This is a genomic window from Methylibium sp. (assembly GCF_035762065.1).
Classification (GTDB): Bacteria; Pseudomonadota; Gammaproteobacteria; order Burkholderiales; family Burkholderiaceae_C; genus Methylibium.
This window is the reverse complement of sequence record NZ_DASTPW010000025.1, coordinates 1-19,896: the sequence shown is the minus strand read 5'-3', so window position 1 is coordinate 19,896 and position 19,896 is coordinate 1. Positions and strand designations below refer to the sequence as shown.

The window sequence follows — 19,896 nt, the reverse complement described above, 5'->3', positions numbered from 1 at the left end:
GTCACGCAGGACAAGGAGAGCACCGCGATGGGCAAAGTCACCGGCTTCCTCGAATTCGACCGCCTCGAAGAGGGCTACGCGCCCGTCGCCGAGCGGCTCAGGCACCACAAGGAATTCGTCATCGCGCTCGCCGAGGACGAGGCGCGCGTGCAAGGCGCGCGCTGCATGGACTGCGGCATCCCGTTCTGCAACTCGGGCTGCCCGGTCAACAACATCATTCCGGACTTCAACGATCTCGTTTACCGCGGCGACTGGAAGAACGCCTGGGCGGTGCTCGACTCGACCAACAACTTCCCCGAGTTCACCGGCCGCATCTGCCCCGCGCCCTGCGAGGCGGCCTGCACGCTGAACGTGAACGACGCGCCGGTGGGCATCAAGTCGATCGAGCACGCGATCATCGACCGCGCCTGGGCCGAAGGCTGGGTGCAGCCGCGGCCGGCAAGGTTCAGGACCGGGCGCAAGGTCGCGGTCGTCGGCTCCGGCCCGGCCGGACTGGCCGCGGCGCAGCAGCTCGCACGTGCCGGCCATGACGTGACGGTGTTCGAGAAAAACGATCGCATCGGCGGCTTGCTGCGCTACGGCATCCCCGACTTCAAGATGGAGAAGTCGCACATCGATCGCCGAGTGGTGCAGATGCAGGCCGAGGGCGTGGTCTTCCGCACCGGGGTGCTGGTCGGCAAGCTGCCCGAGGGCTCGAAGGTGACGAACTGGGCGAAGGAGTCCGTCTCCGCCGAGCAGCTGGGCAAGGACTTCGACGCCGTGCTGCTCGCCGGCGGGTCCGAGCAGAGCCGCGACCTTCCCGTCCCGGGACGCGAGTTGGACGGCGTGCACTTCGCGATGGAGTTCCTGCCGCAGCAGAACAAGCTCAATGCCGGCGACAAGCTGAAGAGCCAGCTGCGTGCCGACGGCAAGCACGTCATCGTGATCGGCGGCGGCGACACCGGCAGCGACTGCGTGGGCACCAGCAACCGCCATGGCGCCGCGAGCGTCACCCAGTTCGAGCTGCTGCCGCAGCCCCCCGAGCAGGAGGACAAGTCGCTGACCTGGCCGTACTGGCCGATCAAGCTGCGCACCAGCTCCAGCCACGAGGAAGGCTGCGAACGCGAGTTCGCGATCGCGACCAAGGAATTCATCGCCGGCGAAGGCAAGGACAAGGGCCGCGTAGCCGCGCTGAAGACGGTCCGTCTCGAATGGCAGGGCGGCCGGATGACCGAAGTGCCCGGCAGCGAACAGGTGCTGAAGGCCGACCTGGTGCTGCTGGCGATGGGCTTCGTCAATCCGGTGGCGACCGTGCTCGAAGCCTTCGGGGTGGACAAGGACACGCGTGGCAACGCGAAGGCGAGCACCGAGCCGGTCGGCGGCTACGCGACCCAGGTGCCGAAGGTCTTCGCCGCCGGCGACATGCGCCGCGGGCAGTCGCTCGTCGTCTGGGCGATCCGCGAAGGCCGGCAGGCGGCCCGGGCCGTGGACGAGTTCCTGATGGGGTCGAGCGACTTGCCGCGTTAGAGCCGCCCACTCCCCTCGTCGCGGCTTCGCCGCTTTCTCCAGGGGGCGCCGCTGGCGGCCGGCAAAGCCGGATCCGCGGCGGCTGCCGGACTTCGCGGTGCGGGCGCGGAGGCCACCGAAGCCTCCCCTATCATCCCGCCGCCTCAAGCGCGCCGACGGCGCCCCCGCTTTGGACTCCGAACCCCACCCCACTGCCGCGGTGGCCGAGGGCTCGATCAGCCCGCCTGCCGCCCCCCTCGTCGAACTCCGCAACGTGACCTGCGGCTACGGCGAGCGCGTGATCCTGCGCGATGTCGACCTGGTCGTGCCGCGCGGCAGCGTGGTCGCGCTGATGGGCACCTCGGGCGGCGGCAAGACCACGGTGCTGCGCTTGATCGGCCGCCAGCTCGACGCGATGAGCGGCCAGGTCTTCTTCGACGGGATCGACATCGCGACCCTCGGGCGCGAAGCCCTCTACGGCGCGCGGCGCCGCATGGGCATGCTGTTCCAGTTCGGCGCGCTGTTCACCGACCTCTCGGTCTACGACAACGTCGCCTTCCCGCTGCGCGAGCACTCGGGCCTGCCCGAGACGATGATCCACGACCTCGTGCTGATGAAGCTCAACGCGGTCGGGCTGCGCGGCGCGCGCGAGCTGATGCCGAGCGAGATCTCGGGCGGCATGGCCCGGCGCGTCGCGCTTGCCCGCGCGATCGCGCTCGATCCGGAACTGATGCTCTACGACGAGCCGTTCGCCGGGCTCGACCCCATTTCGATGGGCGTCGCCGCGCGGCTGATCAAGGAGCTCAACACCTCGCTGGGCATCACGAGCATCGTCGTCTCGCACGACGTGGAAGAAACCTTCCTGATCGCCGACCACGTCGTCTTCATCGCCAACGGCGGCGTCGTCGCGCAGGGCACGCCGGCCCAGATGCAGGCCAGCGACGATCCGCTGGTGCGCCAGTTCGTCGATGCCGAGCCTGACGGCCCCGTCCGCTTCCACTACCCGGCGGCCGAGGTGGCCGACGACTTCGCTGTGCGCCGGGGGGCGGGCGCGCGATGAGCTGGTGGAATCCGAGCGACGTCGGCTACGCCACCCGCCTGAAGCTGGCCGAGCTGGGCGCCGGCGCGCGGCTCTTCGGCCGCATGCTCGCAAGCCTCGGCCCGGCGTTCGCGCGCGGGCGGCTGATCGTCGATCAGGTGCACTTCCTTGGCAACCATTCGCTCGCGATCATCACCGTCTCCGGGCTCTTCGTCGGCTTCGTGCTCGGGCTGCAGGGCTACTACACGCTGCAGCGCTACGGCTCGTCGGAGGCGCTTGGCCTGCTGGTGGCGCTGTCGCTGGTGCGCGAGCTGGGACCGGTCGTCACCGCGCTGCTGTTCGCCGGCCGCGCCGGCACCTCGCTCACCGCCGAGATCGGCCTGATGAAGGCCGGCGAGCAACTGACCGCGATGGAGATGATGGCGGTGGACCCGGTGCAGCGCGTGCTCGCCCCGCGCTTCTGGGGCGGCGTGATCGCGATGCCCTTGCTCGCGGCCGTGTTCAGTGCCGTCGGCATCATCGGCGGCTACATCGTCGGCGTGCTCATGATCGGCATCGACGCGGGCGGCTTCTGGTCGCAGATGCAAGGCGGCGTCGACGTCTGGAAGGACGTCGGCAACGGCGTCGTCAAGAGCTTCGTCTTCGGCCTGACCGTCACCTTCGTCGCGCTGCTGCAGGGCTACGCCTGCCAGCCCACGCCGGAGGGCGTCTCGCGCGCCACCACCCGCACGGTCGTGGTCGCCTCGCTCGCCGTGCTCGCGCTCGATTTCGTGCTGACCGCCCTGATGTTCTCCATCTGAACGGAGAAGGACCTATGCAAAGAACCAAGAACGACCTCTGGGTCGGCCTCTTCGTGATGGCCGGTGCCGCCGCGCTGCTGTTCCTCGCGCTGAAGGCCGGCAACCTGCTGAGCCTGAACTTCGACGACACCTACGCGGTGTCGGCGCGCTTCGACAACATCGGCGGCCTGAAGGTGCGCGCGCCGGTGAAGAGCGCCGGCGTCGTCGTGGGCCGGGTCGCCTCCATCGGCTTCGACCCCGATACCTACCAGGCCCGCGTCGACGTCGAACTGGAGAAGCGCTTCGTCTTCCCGAAGGACAGCTCGATGAAGATCCTCACCTCGGGCCTGCTCGGCGAGCAATACCTCGGCCTCGAGCCCGGCGCCGACAACAAGCCGCTCGCCGCCGGCGACAAGGTGACGATGACGCAATCGGCCGTGGTGCTCGAAAACCTGATCAGCCAGTTCCTCTACAGCAAGGCCGCCGATTCCTCCAACGCCAACGACGGCGCCGGAGCCAGGAAGTGAGGCGCCGCCCACGACCCGCCCGTGCGCCGCTCGCCGCGGCCGCGCTCGCCGCGGCGCTGCTCGTCGGCGGCTGCGCCACCGTGGAGAAGCCCGATCCGCTCGAGCCGATGAACCGGCAGGTCTTCGCGTTCAACGAGACGGTCGACGAGTACGCGATCGCCCCGGCCGCGCGCGTGTACCGCGACATCGTCCCGCGCCTTGCGCGCATCGGCATCGACAACTTCTTCAACAACCTGAAGGACGGCTGGTCGGCGATCAACCTGCTGCTGCAAGGCCGCCCCGGCGACAGCGCCAACGACCTGATGCGCTTCACCACCAACACGGTGCTGGGCCTGGGCGGCGTGCTGGACTGGGCCACCGAGTTCGGCCTCGAGCCGCACTACGAAGATTTCGGCCAGACGCTCGGGATCTGGGGCCTGCCGGCCGGCGCCTACCTGGTGCTGCCCGTGCTCGGGCCTTCGTCGCTGCGCGACGCCGCGGCGCTGCCGCTGGACATCCAGGCCTCGCCCGACCAGGTCGCGCAGAGCGTGGCCACGCGCAACACGCTGACCGGCGTGCGCGTGCTCAACACCCGGGCGCGCCTGCTCGGCGCGACCGGCATGCTCGACGACATCGCGCTCGACAAGTACAGCTTCGTGCGCGACGCCTACCTGCAGCGCCGGCGCAGCCAGGTCTACGACGGCGAACCGCCGGAGGGCTCGAACGAGCGCTACGACCTGCCGGAAGCCGGCGCGCCCGCGCCCGACGCTGCGGCCTCGGCGCCCGCGCCTGCGGCTTCGGCGCCTCCGGGGGCCTCGGCACCCGGTGAAGGCAAGTGATCGCTTCGCCGCCGGCTTTGCAAGCACCTGCAAGGCCGCGCTGAACTCGGCCCGGGGCAGCGGCTCGAAACGGATCGCGGGCCGCGGCCCGATGACGAAAGGACTTCATGAACAAGCGCTCATTCCTCGCCCGTGCCTTCGGCGCGGCCCTGCTCGCCGCCACGATCGCCGGCCCGGCGGCCGCCCAGGCGACGGCACCGGACGCCCTGGTCAAGCAGATCTCCAACGAGGTGATCGGCACCGTCAAGTCCGACAAGGCGATCCAGGCCGGCGACCTGAAGAGGATCATGGCGCTGGTCGACGAGAAGGTGCTGCCGCACGTGAACTTCACGCGCATGACGGCCGCCGCGGTAGGCCGCTACTGGCGCCAGGCCTCGCCGGAGCAGCAGCAGAAGCTGCAGGCCGAGTTCAAGACGCTGCTGGTGCGCACCTATGCCGGCGCGCTGACGCAGGTGAAGGACCAGACGATCGAGTTGAAGCCTCTGCGCGCCAAGCCGGACGACAGCGAAGTCGTCGTGCGCACCGAGATTCGCGGCAGCGGCGAGCCGGTGCAGCTCGACTACCGGCTCGAAAAGCAGCCCACCGGCTGGAAGATCTACGACGTCAACGTGCTGGGCGTATGGCTGGTCGAGAACTACCGCAACAGCTTCGCGCAGGAGATCTCGTCGAACGGCATCGACGGCCTGATCGCCAAGCTCGCCGAGCGCAACAAGACCGCGGCCGGCAAGAGCTGATCCGCGCGGCGAAGGACGAAGCGCCATGCTGCTGCTGCCCGAAAGCCTGACGCTGCGCGAGGCGCGCGACGCGATGCGCTTGCTGAAGACCACGCTCGAATCGGAGGCGGATGCGCTTCTGATCGTCGACGGCTCGCAGCTGCAGCGCTTCGATTCGAGCGCGCTGGCGGTGCTGCTCGAATGCCGACGGCTCGCCGAGGCCTGGGGCAAAAGCTTCGAGTTGCGCGCGGTCCCCGACAAGCTGGCCGAGCTGGCACGGCTGTACGGGATCGACGAATTGCTCGCGCCGGCTTCTCAGTCGGCGTGATGTGGCCGGTACGACGCCTGCACGCACCTGGCAGGCCGGCCTGTTGAGGGGGAAAGGCATGGCCAGGAATCAGCTCGAACAACTCAAGGCGATGACCACGGTCGTCGCCGACACCGGCGACTTTCGGCAACTCGCCCAGTACACGCCGCGCGACGCGACGACCAACCCGTCGCTGATCCTCAAGGCCGTCAAGCAGGCGGAGTACGCGCCGCTGCTCGCCGAGGTGGTGGCCGCGCACCGCGGCGAGACGCTCGAGGCGATCGTCGACCAGGTGCTGGTGCGCTTCGGCCGCGAGATCCTCGCGGTGGTGCCGGGGCGCGTCTCGACCGAGGTCGATGCGCGGCTGAGTTTCGACACCGCCGCGACCATCGCGCGCGCGCAGCACATCGTCGCGCTGTACGAGTCGGCCGGCGTCGATCGCGAGCGGGTGCTGATCAAGATCGCCGCGACCTGGGAAGGCATCCAGGCCGCGAAGGCGCTCGAGCGTCAGGGCATCCACTGCAACCTGACGCTGCTGTTCGCGTTCTGCCAGGCGGTGGCCTGCGCCGAGGCGGGCGTGAAGCTGATCTCACCCTTCGTCGGGCGCATCTACGATTGGCACAAGAAGGCGGCGGGCGCCGGCTGGGACGAGGCTGCCCATTCGGGCGCGAACGACCCCGGTGTGCAGTCGGTCGCGCAGATCTGGCGCTACTACAAGAAGTTCGGCATCGCGACCGAGGTGATGGGCGCGAGCTTCCGCAACCTCGGCCAAATCACCGCGCTGGCCGGCTGCGACCTCCTGACGATCGCGCCGGAGCTGCTCGCGCAATTGCAGGCCAGCGAAGCGCCGCTGGTGCGCGCGCTCGACGCGAGCGAAGCGCGCGGCTGCGATGCCAAGGCGCTCAGCTACCGCGAGCCGAGCTTTCGCCACGCGCTCAACGAAGACGCGATGGCCACCGAGAAGCTGGCCGAAGGCATCCGCGCCTTCGCCGCCGACGCCGCCCGGCTCGACCAGATGATCGAGGCGCTTTGATGATGCGGGCCGCCACGCGCGCCGACCGCACGCCGGCCTGGGCCGCGCTCGCCCGCCATCACGCGGCCGCCGGTGCCGGCTTCGACCTGCGCACCGCCTTCGCGCAGGAACCCGGGCGTTTCGAGCGGCTGTCGTTCGAAGCGCCGCATGTCTTCGCGGACCTGTCCAAGCAGTGGCTCGATGCGCCGACGCTCGCGCTGCTGCTGCAACTCGCGCGGGAAGTCGGCCTCGAGGCGCGACGCGACGCGATGTTCTCCGGCGCGCCGATCAACGCTACCGAAGGCCGGCAGGTGCTGCACGCCGCGCTGCGGGCGCCCGCCGGCGCCCTGCCGCACGGCGACGCGGTGCAGGCGACGCTCGAGGCGATGCTCGCCTTCGCCGACCGCGTGCGCGACACGGCCGCCAGCGGCATCACGGACATCGTCCACATCGGCATCGGCGGCTCCGACCTCGGCCCGCGCCTCGCGGTGCCGGCGCTCGCGGCCTACGGCGCCCCGGCCCTCGCGCTGCACTTCGTCGCCAACGTCGACGGCCACGACATCGCGGCGCTGTTGCCGCGACTGGATCCGCGGCGCACGCTGTTCATCGTCGCGTCGAAGACCTTCACGACGCAGGAGACGATGGCCAATGCGCTCGCCGCGAAGCTGTGGTTCGAAGCGGGCGGCGGCACCGACGTCGCGCGCCACTTCGTCGCGCTCACCACCAACGTCGCGGCCGCGGGCGCCTTCGGCATCGAGACCAGCTTCGGCTTCTGGGACTGGGTCGGCGGGCGCTATTCGCTGTGGTCGGCGATCGGGCTGCCGATCGCGATCTCGATCGGCAGCGCGCGTTTTCGCGAACTGCTGGCCGGCGCGTGGGCGATGGACCGGCACTTCCGCGACACGCCGCTGGAGCGCAACCTGCCGGTGCTGCTCGGCCTTACCGACGTGTGGCTGCGTAACTTCCACCGGCTGCCCACGCGCAGCGTCGCGCCTTACCACCAGGGCCTCGCGCGGCTGCCGGCCTTCTTGCAGCAGCTGGAGATGGAGAGCAACGGCAAGCGGGTCGATCTGGACGGCGAGGCGCTGCCCTATGCGACCTCCGCGGTCGTCTGGGGCGAGCCGGGCAGCAACGGTCAGCACGCCTACTTCCAGATGCTCCACCAGGGGACCGACGTGGTGCCGGTCGACTTCATCGCCGTGCGCCGCACCAGCCACGAGCTGCTGTCACCGCGGCTGGACGCCGGCTTGCGCGCCGCGCTCGAAGACCAGCACGTCAAGCTGCTCGCCAACTGCCTCGCACAGTCTCAGGCGCTGATGCTCGGCAAGACGGCCGCCGAGGCGCGCGGCGAGAGGGTGCCGACGGCGGCGCCCGGCATCGATGCCGAGGTGCTCGCCCGCCACCGCAGCTTTCCCGGCAACCGGCCGAGCACGACGCTGGTGCTCGAACGGCTTGACCCCGCGTCCTTCGGCGCGCTGATCGCGCTGCATGAGCACCGGGTCTTCACCGCCGGCGCGGTGTGGGGCATCAACAGCTTCGACCAGTGGGGCGTGGAGCTGGGCAAGAGCCTGTGCAACGCGCTGCTGCCGCGCTTCGCTTCGGGCGACGCGACCGGGCTCGACGGCTCGACCGCGGGCCTGATGCAGCGCCTGCGCGGCTAGCGCCCGCGGGTGGGCGCTGCACCCGCAGAGCTCATTCGCCGTTCTTGGGCGTTTTGCCCCAGGGGCTCGGCGCGCTGCCCTTCAAGCGCTCGCCGATGCCGGTTGCATTGAGCATGCTGCCGAGCACGGTACCTGCGATGTCCTTGCCGCCGGCCAGGCTTCGCGGGCTGCCAGGGGCCTCGCCCGTCTCGTCGGCCGTTCGCGGCGTCGGGGCTTGCCCCAGCTTCTGCGCCGCGAAGTCCATGACCTTCGGCAGCCCCTGCTGCGCCAGTTGCTGAACGGCCGGACGCGTCAGCGCCTGCGCTGCGGCGCGGGCGACCGTGGCGCCGAGCGCGCCGACAAGAGGAAGTGGCATGTTGACTCCAGGCGGGTGATGGGGGTCGAAGCGATTGAATCCGCACCGGCACGCTGCGGCGCGCGCGCAGCGAAGCGATGTGGGTCGCCGCGAAGCCGATGCGGGCCGCCGGCGGCTAGCCTTCGAGCCAGCGCTCGGCGATGCGCACCCACAGCGTCGCGCCCAGCGGGATCAGCTCGTCGTTGAAGTCGTAGCTCGGGTTGTGCAGCATGCAGGGCCCCAGGCCGTGGCCGCCGTCGCGGTGCGCGCCGTCACCGTTGCCGATCACGAAGTAGCAGCCGGGCAGCTTCTGCAGGAAGTAGCTGAAATCCTCCGCACCCATCGTCGGCTCGAACTCGACGACGTTCTCGGCGCCGACCACCTCGGCCATCACGCGGCGTGCGAACGCGGTCTCGGCGGGGTGGTTGATCGTCGGCGGATAGTTGCGGCGGAACTCGAACTCGCAGGCCGCGCCGAAGGCCGTGCAGGTCGCCTCGGTCATCGCCTTCATGCGCTGCTCGATCAGGTCGAGCACCTCGGTCGTGAAGGTGCGCACCGTGCCGCGCAGCTCGCAGGCGTCGGGCACGACGTTGGTGGCCTCGCCGGCGTGGATCATCGTCACCGAGATCACGCCGGTGTCGATCGGTCGCTTGTTGCGGGTGACGATCGTCTGGAAGCCCTGCACCAGCTGGCAGGCCAGCGGCACCGGGTCGATGCCCAGATGCGGCATCGCGGCATGCGCGCCCTTGCCGCGCAGCACGATGCGGAACTCGTTGCTGCTCGCGAAGCAGGGGCCGTCCTTCACCGCGAACTGGCCGACCGCGAGCCCCGGCCAGTTGTGCGCGCCGAACATCGCCTCCATCGGGAAGCGCTCGAAGAGGCCGTCCTTGATCATTTCGCGCGCGCCGCCGCCGCCTTCCTCGGCCGGCTGGAAGACGAGGTAGACGGTGCCGTCGAAGCGGCGGTGCTTCGCGAGGTGCTTGGCCGCGGCGAGCAGCATCGCGGTGTGGCCGTCGTGGCCGCAGGCGTGCATCTTTCCGGCATGCCGGCTCGCGTGCGCGAAGCTGTTGTGCTCGGTGATCGGCAGCGCGTCGATGTCGGCGCGCAGGCCCACCGCGCGCGTGGAGCTGCCGTTCTTCACGATGCCCACGACACCGGTCGTGCCCAGGCCGCGGTGGATCGGGATGCCCCAGTCGGTGAGCGCCTTGGCGATCACGTCGGCGGTGCGCTGCTCCTGGAAGCACAGCTCGGGATGGGCGTGCAGGTCGCGGCGGATCGCGGCGACCGCCGCGCTGTCGGCAAGGATGGATTCGATCAACTGCATGCGGGCCTCCGACATCGACGCTTCCGGTGGCGTCGATGCTAGCGCCGCGCTTCGGGCGGTGCGGTCAGCGGCGCACGCGGCCCTCGCGGTCGAGCAGCGTCATCTCGGCGAAGCTCGAGCCCGTGTGCTTGCGCGGATTGAAGTCCACGAAGAAGCCGCCGAGGTCGTGATCGCGCAGCGTCTCCAGGCCGTTGACCAGGTCTTCGCGGCCGGCGCCGCTCGCGCGCTTGAGGCCTTCGGCGAACACCTTCGCCGCGACATAGCCCTCGATGCTGCTGTAGTTCGGTTCGAAGCCGGTGACGCCCTGGCCCGCGCCGAGGTACTCGGCCGCCAGCGCCGAGGCCGGCGTGAAGGGATACGGCATCACCTGGCTCACGATCACGCCGTGCGCCTCCGCGCCCAGCTCCCGGCTCAGCGCCTGCGTGCCGACGAAGCTGACGTTGTAGAAGCTGCGCGTGTAGCCCGCGGCGCGCGCGGCACGGATGAAGGCGGCGCAGCTCTTGTAGGCACTGATCTGCACGATCGCCTCGGGCCCCGCCGCGAGCAGCGTCTTCACTGCCTCGGCGACCTCGACCGCATTGCGCTCGACCGTCGCGGTCGCGATCGGCGCGAGGCCGTTCGGCTTCAGCGCGCGGCTGACGCCTTCGAGGCCCGCCTTGCCGTAGCTGTCGTTCTGGTGGAAGACGGCGATCCTGCGGGTGCCCAGCGTGGTCAGCTGGTTGACGATGCGGGCGGTCTCGTCGAAGTACGAAGCGCGCACGTGGAAGGCATAGCGGTTGAACGGATCGCGCAGCGCCTGCGCGCCGGTGAAGGGTGCGAAGAAGGGCACACGCGCGGCGCTGGCGAGCGGCAGCGCGGCCAGGCCGGTGGGCGTGCCGACGTAGCCGAACAGCGCGAAGACATCGGCGCGCAGCAGCTTGTCGGTGTTTTCCTGGCAGCGGTCGGGCTCGTAGCCGTCGTCGACGGTGCGCAGCTCGATCGTGCGGCCGCCGAACCCGCCGCGCTGGTTGAGCCGGTCGAAGTAGAGGCGCGCGCCGCGCTGGAACTGCGTGCCCAGCTCGCCGGCCGGCCCGGTGAGGGCGCACGACTGCCCGAGCAGCAAGCGCTTGTCGGCCTGCGCGAACAGCGGCCGCGCGATCGATGCGGCGGTGATGCCTGCACCCCGAGCGACACGGCGCATGAATTGACGGCGCTGCATGGCGGCCACCTCGCTTCCCACGACGCGCCCAGCTTAGGGACGCAGCACACTCCATGGCGGGGTCGCGGCAGGATGCGGCCGGCGATCGTGTCGAGGATTTCATATGAGCCAGAAGTTCGTCGCTTCCGCACCGGCCGTGCTTCCTTCGGCGCGCACGGTGCGCGGCGCCTGCCCGCACGACTGCCCCGACACCTGCGCCCTGCGCATCACCGTGGAGGACGGCCGCGCGACCAAGGTGCAAGGCGACCCGGAGCATCCGACGACCCACGGCGCGCTGTGCACCAAGGTCTCGCGCTACACCGAGCGGACCTACCACGCCGAGCGGGTGCTGCATCCGCTCCGGCGCGTCGGCGCCAAGGGCGCGGGCCGCTTCGAGCGCATCGGCTGGGACGAGGCGCTGGATGCGATCGCGTCGCGGCTCGCGGCGATCGCCGCGCGCGATCCGCAGGCGATCGTGCCCTACAGCTACGCCGGCACGATGGGGCTGGTGCAAGGCGAAGGCATGGCCGCGCGCTTCTTCAACAAGCTCGGCGCCTCGCGGCTCGATCGCACGATCTGCTCCACCGCCGGCGGCGAGGCGCTCGCGGCGAGCTATGGCAAGAAAGTCGGCATGCACGTCGAGCACTTCGCTGAGAGCCGGCTGATCCTGATCTGGGGCAGCAACAGCATCGCCTCGAACCTGCACTTCTGGACCTACGCGCAGGTGGCCAAGCGCGCCGGCGCGAAGCTGGTGTGCATCGACCCGCGCCGCACCGAGACGGCCGACAAGTGCCACGAGCACCTGCAGCTGCGCCCCGGCACCGACGGCGCGCTCGCGCTCGCGCTGATGCACGAGCTGATCGCCGCGGACGCGCTCGATCACGACTACATCGAGCGCCACACCGAAGGCTGGCCGGCGCTGCGCGAGAAGGCGCTCGGCTGGCCGCCCGAGCGCGCGGCCGAGGTCTGCGGGCTCGATGCCGCGCAGATCCGCTCTCTGGCGCGCGACTACGCGACGGCGAAGCCGGCCGCGATCCGCCTGAACTACGGCATGCAGCGGGTGAAGGGCGGCGGCAACGCGACGCGGCTGATCGCGACGCTGCCATGCCTCGTCGGCGCCTGGCGGCATCGCGCGGGCGGCCTGCTGTTGTCGGCCAGCGGCTGGTTCCCGGTGCAGCGCGCGGCGCTCGAGCGGCCGGAACTGCTCGCCGGGCGCCAGCCTCGCACGATCAACATGGCGACCATCGGCGACGACCTGCTGCGCGAGGCGTCGCCGGCCTTTGGGCCGAGGATCGAGGCGCTGGTCGTCTACAACAGCAATCCGGTGGCGATCGCGCCGGAGTCGGGCAAGGTGGTGCGCGGCTTCGCGCGCGAGGACTTGTTCACCGTGGTGCTCGAGCACTTCCTGACCGACACCGCGGACTTCGCCGACATCGTGCTGCCGGCGACCACCCAGCTGGAGCACCTGGACATCCACTTCGCCTACGGCCACACCTCGGTGGTGTTCAACGAACCGGCGATCGCGCCGCTCGGCGAGGCGCTGCCGAACGCCGAGATCTTCCGGCGCCTGGCCGCGCGCATGGGCTACGTCGAGCGCTGCTTCTCGGACGACGACGAGGCGCTCGCACGCCAGGCCTACGGCGACGCGATCGACTTCGACGCCCTGCGCGCGCGGGGCTGGGCGCCGCTGCCGATCCCCGATGCACCCTTCGCCGACGGCGGCTTCCCGACGCCCAGCGGGCGTTGCCGCATCGACGCGCCCGGCTTCGGCCTGCCCGACTTCGTGCCGAACCACGAATCGCCGCAAAGCACGCCGGAACTCGCCGCGCGCTTTCCGCTCGCGATGATCTCGCCGCCCGCGCGCAACTTCCTCAACTCGAGCTTCGTCAACGTGAAGAGCCTGCGCGACATCGAAGGCGAGCCGGTGATCGAGATCCACCCCGACGACGCCGCGGCACGCGGCATCGACGACGGCGTGCGGGTGCGCGCCTTCAACGACCGTGGCAGCCTCGTCAGCCGCGCGGTCGTCACCACGCGCGCGCGGCCGGGCGTCGTCAACGGCCTGGGCATCTGGTGGCGCAAGCTCGGGCTCGACGGCCGCAACGTCAACGAGCTGACGCATCAGCGGCTCACCGACATCGGCCGGGCGCCCTCGTTCTACGACTGCCTCGTCGAGGTCGAGGCCCAGCCCCGATCCAGCTTCGCCGCTCCGTCCAGCGGGAATGCCGCTGCGGGCCGGGCAGAGCCGGATTCGCCGCGGCCGCTCGCTTGAGCGCGTGATGCACCGAAGGGCGGGCTTGTCGGTGCTGCTGCTGTTCGCGGCATGCGCCAGCGGCTGCGCGAGCCTCGCGTACTACGCGCAGTCGATCGGCGGCCACCTCGGCGTGATGGGCGCGGCGCGGCCGGTGGACGCCTGGCTCGCCGACGCCTCGACGCCGCCCGAGCTGCGCGCGCGCCTCGAACTCACCCAGCGCATGCGCGAGTTCGCGATCGACGAGCTCGCCTTGCCCGACAACGCCAGCTACCGCCGCTACGCCGACCTGGGCCGCAGCGCGGTCGTGTGGAACGTGGTCGCTGCGCCGGAGTTGTCGCTGCAACTGAAGACCTGGTGCTTCCCGGTCGTGGGCTGCGTCGGCTACCGCGGCTATTTCGACCGTGCCGAGGCCGATGCGCACGCCGGCGAGCTGCGCGCCGCCGGGCTCGAGGCCGCGGTCTACGGCGTGCCGGCGTACTCGACGCTCGGCAAGCTGCCCTTCGACTTCTTCGCCGACCCGCTGCTCAACACCTTCATCCGCTACCCCGAAGGCGAGCTCGCGCGGATGATCTTCCATGAGCTCGCGCACCAGGTCGCCTATGCCGAGGACGACACCTCGTTCAACGAAAGCTTCGCGACCGCGGTCGAGCGCCTGGGCGGCAGCCGCTGGCTCGCGACCCGGGCGAGCGCGGCGGCGCGCGACGAGTACGCACGCTTCGATGCACGGCGGCAGGACTTCCGCCGCATCACGCTCGCGGCGCGCCGGCAGCTCGAGGCGATCTACGCCGGCACGGCCGGCGATGCCGCCAAGCGCGAAGCGAAGGCGGCGGTTTTCGACGGGCTGCGCGCCGAGCACGAACGCCTGAAGCAAGGCCCCTGGCAGGGCTACGCCGGCTACGACGGCTGGTTCGCGCGCGCGAACAACGCGAGCCTCGCGATGCAGGGCGCCTACAACGACGGCGTGCCGGCCTTCGAGGCGCTCTTCGCGCGCGAAGGCGCCGACTTCGCGCGCTTCTACGCCGAAGTGCGCCGCCTCGCCGCCTTGCCGCGCGCCGAACGCAAGGCCACACTGGACGCGCTCGCCCCCCTGCACGCCACGCAGCCCTGAACCATCGCCATGCCCGACATCCACATCGTCCGCCCCCACGCCTTCGGCTTGAAGCGCGCCCGCGAAGTCGCGTGGCAATGGGCCGAAGACGTCGAGCAGAAGCTCGCGATGGAATGCACGGTCGAGGAGGGCGACACCGAAGACCTGGTGCACTTCGTGCGCAGCGGCGTCAAGGGCACGCTGCGCATCACGGCCGACACCTTCGAGCTCGACGCCAAGCTCGGCCTGCTGCTCGGCGCCTTCAAGGGCCAGATCGAGTCCGAGATCGAGAAGAACCTCGACGCGATCCTCGCGAAGGGCGCCGCGAAGCCGGCGAAGAAGGCGGTCACGAAGAAGGCGGCGGCGAAGACGACGGCGCTCAAGAAGCGCTGAGGCCGGCGGGTCTCATTCCCTTCGCGCAGCCGCCGCGGATCCGGCTCTGCCGGTCCGCCAGCGGCGCCCCTCGAGGGGAGCGGCGAAGCCGCAACGGGGTGGCCCTATTTCAGGCTCTCGATCAGGTCGATGTACTGCTGCTTGGCGGTCTCGCCGTCGGTTCCCTTCAGCTCGTTCCAGGCATCCCACTTCGCGCGGCCGACCATGTCGGTGAAGCCCGGCCGCTTGCCGTCGACGTCGCCGGTGGTGGCCTGCTTGTAGAGCGCGTAGATCTTCAGCAGCGTCATGTTGTCGGGCTTCTCCGGCAGGTTCTTCGACTCGGCGACGGCATGCTCGAAGGCGGTGTTCACATCGGCCATGGGGACTCCTGTTGCGGTGAGGGGACGCGGGTGCTGGTGAAGCTCCGATTGACGCTGTCGATCTTAGCGAGCAAGGTCGCCCGCCAACCGCCATGACGCCTCGGTGATCTCCATGATGTCCAGCCTGCCGACGACCCTTGAATCGCCCGACGCGCCGCCCGCGCCGGGCGCCTCGCCGGGCGCCACCGTCGCGACCCTGCCGGCCGGCACCGAGCGCATGTCGCGGGTGGACACCGCCTGGCTGCGCATGGACACGCCGCAGAACCTGATGATGATCATCGGCGTGTGGCTGCTCGAACCCGGCGTCGATCACGCGACGCTGTGCGCGCGCATCGAAGAGCGGCTGCTCGCCTACCGGCGCTTCAAGCAGAAGGTGGTCGAGGATGCGATGGGCGCGAGCTGGGTCGCCGACGCCGGGTTCGACATCGCCCGCCACGTCGTGCGCGAAACGCTGCCGGCGGACGGCCGGCTCGCGCGGCGCGAGGCCCTCGAAGCCCGCGTCGCCGAGCTCGCCGCCACGCCGCTCGACCCGCACCGCCCGCTGTGGCAGATGCATTTGATCGAGGACTACCCAGGCGCCGACGGCCGGCCCGGCAGCGCGCTGGTCGCCCGCATCCACCACTGCATCGCCGACGGCATCGCGCTCATCTCGGTGATGCTGTCGATCACCGACGGCGGCAAGCCGCCGCCCGCGCGCAAGCGCCGCGCGAAGGCCGAGGCCGAAGAAGGCGAGGGGCTCGCCGACACGCTGCTCGAAGCGATCAGCACCGCAGCGATCAAGGCGATCGGCCTTTCGGGCCAGGGCGTGAGCAAGTCGATCGAGATGCTGGCCAAGCCGCCGCAGGAGCTGTTCGGCTCGATCGACATGGCGCTCGCCGGCGCGCAGGTGGTCAAGGACGTGGCCGCGCTCGCCTTGATGCCGGACGACTCGCCGACGCGCTTCAAGGGCAAGCCGCTCGGCAGCAAGCGCGTCGCCTGGTGCGAGCCGATCGCGCTCGATCGCGTGCGCGTCGTCGGCAAGGCGCTCGGCTGCTCGATCAACGACGTGCTGCTCGGCTGCGCGGCCGGCGCGATCGGTGCCTACCTGCGCGGGCGCGGCGACGACGTGACCGGCCAGGAGATCCGCGCGATGGTGCCGGTCAACCTGCGCCCCCTCGATCAGGCCTGGAAGCTCGGCAACCGCTTCGGCCTGGTGCCGCTGGTGCTGCCGATCGGCATCGCGAACCCGGTCGAGCGCGTCTACGCGGTCAAGCGGCGGATGAACGAGCTGAAGGGCAGCTACCAGCCGATGCTGGCCTTCGGCGTGCTCGCGATCGCCGGGCTGCTGATCAAGCCGGTGCAGCACGCGCTGCTGAACCTGTTCGCGAAGAAGGCCACCGCGGTGATGACCAACGTGCCGGGGCCGGCGACGCCGCTGGCGTTCTGCGGCGCGACGCTCAAGCAGACCATGTTCTGGGTGCCGCAGTCGGGCGACATCGGCATGGGGTTGTCGATCCTGAGCTACGGCGGTGGCGTGCAGTTCGGCCTGATCACCGACGCCGGGCTGTGCCCGGACCCGAGGGCCGTCATCGCCGGTTTCGAGCCCGAGTTCGAAAAGTTACTCGTCGCGGTGCTGATGCTGCCCTGGGGCGACGACGGCTAGCGGCGCGTGCGGGAGCGCGGCTTGCCTCGCGCGCCGGCATGACGACCCTGCCCCTGCCCATGCCGATGTCCCGACCCGCGGGTCTGCGCCCGCTGCTCAAGCGGGCCTTCCCGAAGCTTGCGCTGTACCGCCGCGTGCTCCGCGTGCTGGTCGACGACGAGAGCTCCTACCTGCACCAGACCGGCTGGCTGCGCAGCCTGGCCGAGCAGCGGCCGGTCGACGCCCACGGCAACCCGCTGCCCTGGATGAACTACTCGGTCGTGCGCTTCCTGCAGGAGCGGCTGCACGGCGAGCTCGACCTCTTCGAGTACGGCAGCGGCTTCTCGACCGGCTTCTACGCCGAGCGGGTGCGCAGCGTGGTCTCGGTCGAGTACGACCCGGGCTGGGTCGCGCAACTGCGGCCGACGCTGGCCGCCAACGTCGAGCTGATCGAGCAGCCGCAGGACATCGACGGCGACTACTGCCGCACCATCCTGCGCACCGGGCGTCGCTTCGACGTGGTGGTGGTCGACGGCCGCGACCGCGTGCATTGCGTCGAGCAGGCGTTCCGCTGCCTGAGCGAACGCGGCGTCGTGCTGCTCGACGATTCGCAGCGCGAGCGCTACCGGCCCGCCTTTGAGCTGGCGGTAGCCCAGGGCTTCGCGATGCTGAGCTTCGAGGGCCTGAAGCCGACCGGCCAGGAAATCGACCGCACGACGCTGTTCTACCGGCTCGGCAACTGCCTCGGGCTCTGAGCTTCAGTCCTCGAGCTCGGCCTTCGCCATCTCGACGTCGAGCCGCTCCATCGCGTCGGCCGGCTCGCAGGCGGCCGCCTCGGCGTAGAGCCGCTCGGCCTCCTTCATCTTCTTGTCGCCTTCGAGCATCACCAGGCCGTTCGCGTACTCCACGCGCGCGATCGCGCTGGCCGGGTTCAGCTTCAGCGCGGTCTGGAACATCTTCAGGCCGGTCGCGGCGTCGGCGCCCTGCGTCTTGCCGAGCAGCTTGCCGACCTTGTCGATCACCTCGGCGTGGAAGGCGCCGAGCGCGATGTGCGCATCGGCGTGCTTCGGCGCGAGCCGGATCGCGGTTTCCAGCGCGCCCTTGACCTTGCCGCCCAGGCCCTGCGCCAGCGCCTTCGCGACGCTGATGCCCTGGCTGTAGCGGCCCAGTGCATAGGCCATCAGGTAGTGCGCGTTGGGGTTCGTCGGCTCGGCGGCGGCCTGCGCCTCGGCGCGCTGCGCGACTTCCAGGAAGAGTTCGAGCTTCGCCTTCTCGCTTTTCTCCAGATAGTTCGCATAGATCGCCTGCGCCTTGTTCGCGACGGTGAGGCCGTCGCCGCCGGCCTTCAGGCCCGCATCGACCGCCTTCTTGAACTCGCCCGCATGGAACAGCGCCCACGCCTCGACGACGGCGGCGTCCTTTGGCCAGGGCTCGGCGTCGCCGGCATGCAGCCGCGTCCAGCGCTTCTTCAGCGCGGCGGCGTCGAGGGCGTAGTCGGTGTCGTCGTAGGGGAAAGCGGTCCACTTGGCGGCCATGGCGTCTCCTGTCGTCGTGGTGAAAGCAAAGTCTCAGGCGGCTTCGCCGTAGCGATCGACGAGGCCCAGCAGATGCTCGCGCTGCGAGGCTTCGAGGTACGGCAGCAGCAGCCCCAGCACGTGCTGCGCACCGCGCAGCAGCGCGCGGTTGGCGCTTTCAGGTTCGAGCGCGCGGCGCGGGTCGCGCACGTACTCGTAGCTGAGCCAGTAGGTGAGCACGACGACCATCGCCGTCGACACCGTCTCGGCGGTATAGGCGTTGAGCCGCGCCGGCGCGGCGGCGCTGTCGTCATCGCCAGCGAAGGCGCGCGCACGGGCCAGGCCGTCGAGCACCGCACGCACCGCGGCGCGCTTGTTCTTCAGCACGAACTGGAAGTGCGTCTCGAGCCGGCGGTTCTTGCTGAGCAGGTCGTTGAGGTCGCGGTAAAGGAAGCGGTAGGACCAGAGCAGCTCGAACAGCATGTGGAAGAACAGCCAGGCGTCCTCGACGTGGCGCACGTCGTCGGCGGCGCGCAGCAGCTCGCCGAGGCTGGCCTCGTAGCGGTCGAACAGGCTGTTGATCAGCTCGTCCTTGGCCGGGTAGTGGTAGTAGAGGTTGCCGGGGCTGATGCCCAGCTCCGCCGAGATCAGCGTGGTGCTGACGTTGGGCTCGCCGTGCCGGTTGAACAGCGCCAGCGTCGTCTCGAGGATGCGCTCGGCAGTGCGGCGTGGCGCCTTCTTGACGGAGCGGGAGCTCATGGCGCAGCGGCGGGTCCGGCGGTGGGGTTCGGGTCAATCTAGCACCGGCTTCCGCGCCCACCCACGCGAGCTTGCCCGGCGCTGCGCGGCGCGGCTCGGCTTCCTACAATCCGCCGCCCCATGCCCGCCGTCCGCTTCGAAGCCGTCTGCAAGACCTATCCCGCCCGGCGCGGAGGGGGCGGCGCGCTGAAGGCGCTCGACGGGGTGAGCTTCGACATCGAGCCCGGCGACTTCTTCGGCCTGCTCGGGCCCAACGGCGCGGGCAAGACGACGCTGATCAGCGTCCTCGCGGGCCTCACGCGCGCCACGAGCGGGCGTGTCACCGTGCAGGGCCACGACGTGGTGGCCGACTACGCCCAGGCGCGCCGCGCGGTCGGCGTCGTGCCGCAGGAGCTGGTGTTCGACCCCTTCTTCAGCGTGCGCGAGACGCTGCGCATCCAGAGCGGCTATTTCGGCGCGCGGGTGGACGCGAAGGCCAACGACGCCTGGATCGACGAGCTGCTCTCGAACCTGGGCCTCGTGAGCAAGGCCGACGCGAACATGCGCCAGCTCTCGGGCGGCATGAAGCGGCGCGTGCTGGTCGCGCAGGCGCTCGTGCACCGGCCACCCGTCATCGTGCTGGACGAGCCGACCGCCGGCGTCGACGTGGAACTGCGCCAGACGCTCTGGCAGTTCATCGCCCGCCTGAACCGGCAGGGACACAGCGTGCTGCTCACGACCCACTACCTCGAGG

The 19,896-nt window shown here is 70.4% G+C and carries 20 protein-coding genes and 1 pseudogene; 15 read left to right on the top strand and 6 right to left on the bottom strand.

What is annotated here, in order from left to right; genetic code table 11:
* The first annotated feature begins 27 nt into the window (after positions 1–27).
* The 9 genes and pseudogenes from gltD (at position 28) to pgi (ending at position 8,341) form a co-directional block, all read left to right on the top strand.
* Positions 28–1,506, top strand: a complete 1,479-nt coding sequence (gltD, locus tag VFR90_RS07440; RefSeq protein ID WP_326405473.1) for a glutamate synthase subunit beta — start codon at positions 28–30, stop codon at positions 1,504–1,506.
* 214 nt (positions 1,507–1,720) lie between these two features.
* The gene (locus VFR90_RS07435) at positions 1,721–2,545 is read left to right on the top strand and encodes an ABC transporter ATP-binding protein (RefSeq protein ID WP_326405483.1); all 825 of its coding nucleotides are present in this window, start codon (positions 1,721–1,723) and stop codon (positions 2,543–2,545) included.
* Entirely contained in the window at positions 2,542–3,324 is a 783-nt protein-coding gene (mlaE, locus tag VFR90_RS07430; RefSeq protein WP_326405472.1) for a lipid asymmetry maintenance ABC transporter permease subunit MlaE, read from the top strand. The genes VFR90_RS07435 and mlaE overlap by 4 nt, the downstream gene beginning before the upstream one ends.
* A 14-nt stretch (positions 3,325–3,338) precedes the next feature.
* A complete protein-coding gene (gene mlaD, locus VFR90_RS07425; RefSeq protein ID WP_326405471.1) occupies positions 3,339–3,830 on the top strand; it encodes an outer membrane lipid asymmetry maintenance protein MlaD in 492 nt (163 codons plus the stop codon).
* Positions 3,827–4,648, top strand: a complete 822-nt coding sequence (locus VFR90_RS07420; protein ID WP_326405470.1) for an MlaA family lipoprotein — start codon at positions 3,827–3,829, stop codon at positions 4,646–4,648. Before mlaD ends, VFR90_RS07420 begins: the two co-directional genes overlap by 4 nt.
* A 107-nt stretch (positions 4,649–4,755) precedes the next feature.
* On the top strand, positions 4,756–5,382 hold the full coding sequence (locus VFR90_RS07415) for an MlaC/ttg2D family ABC transporter substrate-binding protein (RefSeq protein WP_326405469.1): 627 nt from the start codon (positions 4,756–4,758) through the stop codon (positions 5,380–5,382).
* Between the two features lie 22 nt (positions 5,383–5,404).
* Positions 5,405–5,689 (top strand): annotated as a pseudogene (locus VFR90_RS07410) (STAS domain-containing protein); the annotation flags it as partial.
* A 58-nt stretch (positions 5,690–5,747) separates the two neighbouring features.
* Entirely contained in the window at positions 5,748–6,701 is a 954-nt protein-coding gene (gene tal, locus VFR90_RS07405) for a transaldolase (RefSeq protein ID WP_326405467.1), read from the top strand.
* On the top strand, positions 6,701–8,341 hold the full coding sequence (gene pgi / locus VFR90_RS07400; protein WP_326405466.1) for a glucose-6-phosphate isomerase: 1,641 nt from the start codon (positions 6,701–6,703) through the stop codon (positions 8,339–8,341). The genes tal and pgi overlap by 1 nt, the downstream gene beginning before the upstream one ends.
* 31 nt (positions 8,342–8,372) lie before the next feature.
* Here pgi and VFR90_RS07395 read toward each other — a convergent pair whose 3' ends face one another.
* The 3 genes from VFR90_RS07395 to VFR90_RS07385 all read right to left on the bottom strand — a co-directional run bounded on the left by VFR90_RS07395 (position 8,373) and on the right by VFR90_RS07385 (position 11,197).
* The gene (locus VFR90_RS07395) at positions 8,373–8,696 is read right to left on the bottom strand and encodes a hypothetical protein (RefSeq protein WP_326405465.1); all 324 of its coding nucleotides are present in this window, start codon (positions 8,694–8,696) and stop codon (positions 8,373–8,375) included.
* A gap of 115 nt (positions 8,697–8,811) precedes the next feature.
* Positions 8,812–9,999 (bottom strand): M20 aminoacylase family protein, encoded by a 1,188-nt coding sequence (locus VFR90_RS07390; protein ID WP_326405464.1) that lies wholly within the window; start codon positions 9,997–9,999, stop codon positions 8,812–8,814.
* A gap of 64 nt (positions 10,000–10,063) precedes the next feature.
* Positions 10,064–11,197 (bottom strand): ABC transporter substrate-binding protein, encoded by a 1,134-nt coding sequence (locus tag VFR90_RS07385; RefSeq protein ID WP_326405463.1) that lies wholly within the window; start codon positions 11,195–11,197, stop codon positions 10,064–10,066.
* Between the two features lie 103 nt (positions 11,198–11,300).
* Here VFR90_RS07385 and VFR90_RS07380 point away from each other — a divergent pair, with 103 nt between their 5' ends.
* From VFR90_RS07380 to VFR90_RS07370, 3 genes are read left to right on the top strand one after another with little or no spacing between them, the layout of a single operon-like run.
* The gene (locus tag VFR90_RS07380; protein WP_326405462.1) at positions 11,301–13,448 is read left to right on the top strand and encodes a molybdopterin-containing oxidoreductase family protein; all 2,148 of its coding nucleotides are present in this window, start codon (positions 11,301–11,303) and stop codon (positions 13,446–13,448) included.
* A gap of 7 nt (positions 13,449–13,455) precedes the next feature.
* Positions 13,456–14,538: an aminopeptidase gene (locus VFR90_RS07375; protein WP_326405461.1), complete on the top strand. Its 1,083-nt coding sequence runs from the start codon at positions 13,456–13,458 to the stop codon at positions 14,536–14,538.
* Between the two features lie 9 nt (positions 14,539–14,547).
* Positions 14,548–14,910 (top strand): polyhydroxyalkanoic acid system family protein, encoded by a 363-nt coding sequence (locus tag VFR90_RS07370; RefSeq protein ID WP_326405460.1) that lies wholly within the window; start codon positions 14,548–14,550, stop codon positions 14,908–14,910.
* Positions 14,911–15,014: 104 nt separating this feature from the next.
* Here VFR90_RS07370 and VFR90_RS07365 read toward each other — a convergent pair whose 3' ends face one another.
* Positions 15,015–15,269 (bottom strand): acyl-CoA-binding protein, encoded by a 255-nt coding sequence (locus VFR90_RS07365; RefSeq protein WP_326405459.1) that lies wholly within the window; start codon positions 15,267–15,269, stop codon positions 15,015–15,017.
* Positions 15,270–15,486: 217 nt separating this feature from the next.
* Between VFR90_RS07365 and VFR90_RS07360 the strand changes: the two genes are divergently transcribed.
* Both VFR90_RS07360 and VFR90_RS07355 read left to right on the top strand, forming a co-directional pair.
* Entirely contained in the window at positions 15,487–16,911 is a 1,425-nt protein-coding gene (locus VFR90_RS07360; RefSeq protein WP_326405482.1) for a WS/DGAT/MGAT family O-acyltransferase, read from the top strand.
* Positions 16,912–16,949: 38 nt separating this feature from the next.
* Entirely contained in the window at positions 16,950–17,645 is a 696-nt protein-coding gene (locus VFR90_RS07355; protein WP_326405458.1) for a hypothetical protein, read from the top strand.
* Positions 17,646–17,648: 3 nt separating this feature from the next.
* On the opposite strand, the gene VFR90_RS07350 is transcribed toward VFR90_RS07355, so the two are convergent.
* Together VFR90_RS07350 and VFR90_RS07345 are read right to left on the bottom strand one after the other, a co-directional pair.
* On the bottom strand, positions 17,649–18,425 hold the full coding sequence (locus VFR90_RS07350; protein ID WP_326405457.1) for a tetratricopeptide repeat protein: 777 nt from the start codon (positions 18,423–18,425) through the stop codon (positions 17,649–17,651).
* 33 nt (positions 18,426–18,458) lie between these two features.
* Positions 18,459–19,163, bottom strand: coding sequence for a TetR/AcrR family transcriptional regulator (locus VFR90_RS07345; RefSeq protein ID WP_326405456.1), 705 nt, complete (start codon positions 19,161–19,163; stop codon positions 18,459–18,461).
* A gap of 120 nt (positions 19,164–19,283) precedes the next feature.
* Between VFR90_RS07345 and VFR90_RS07340 the strand changes: the two genes are divergently transcribed.
* A partial coding sequence (locus VFR90_RS07340) for an ABC transporter ATP-binding protein (RefSeq protein ID WP_326405455.1) occupies positions 19,284–19,896 on the top strand: 613 nt, incomplete at its 3' end.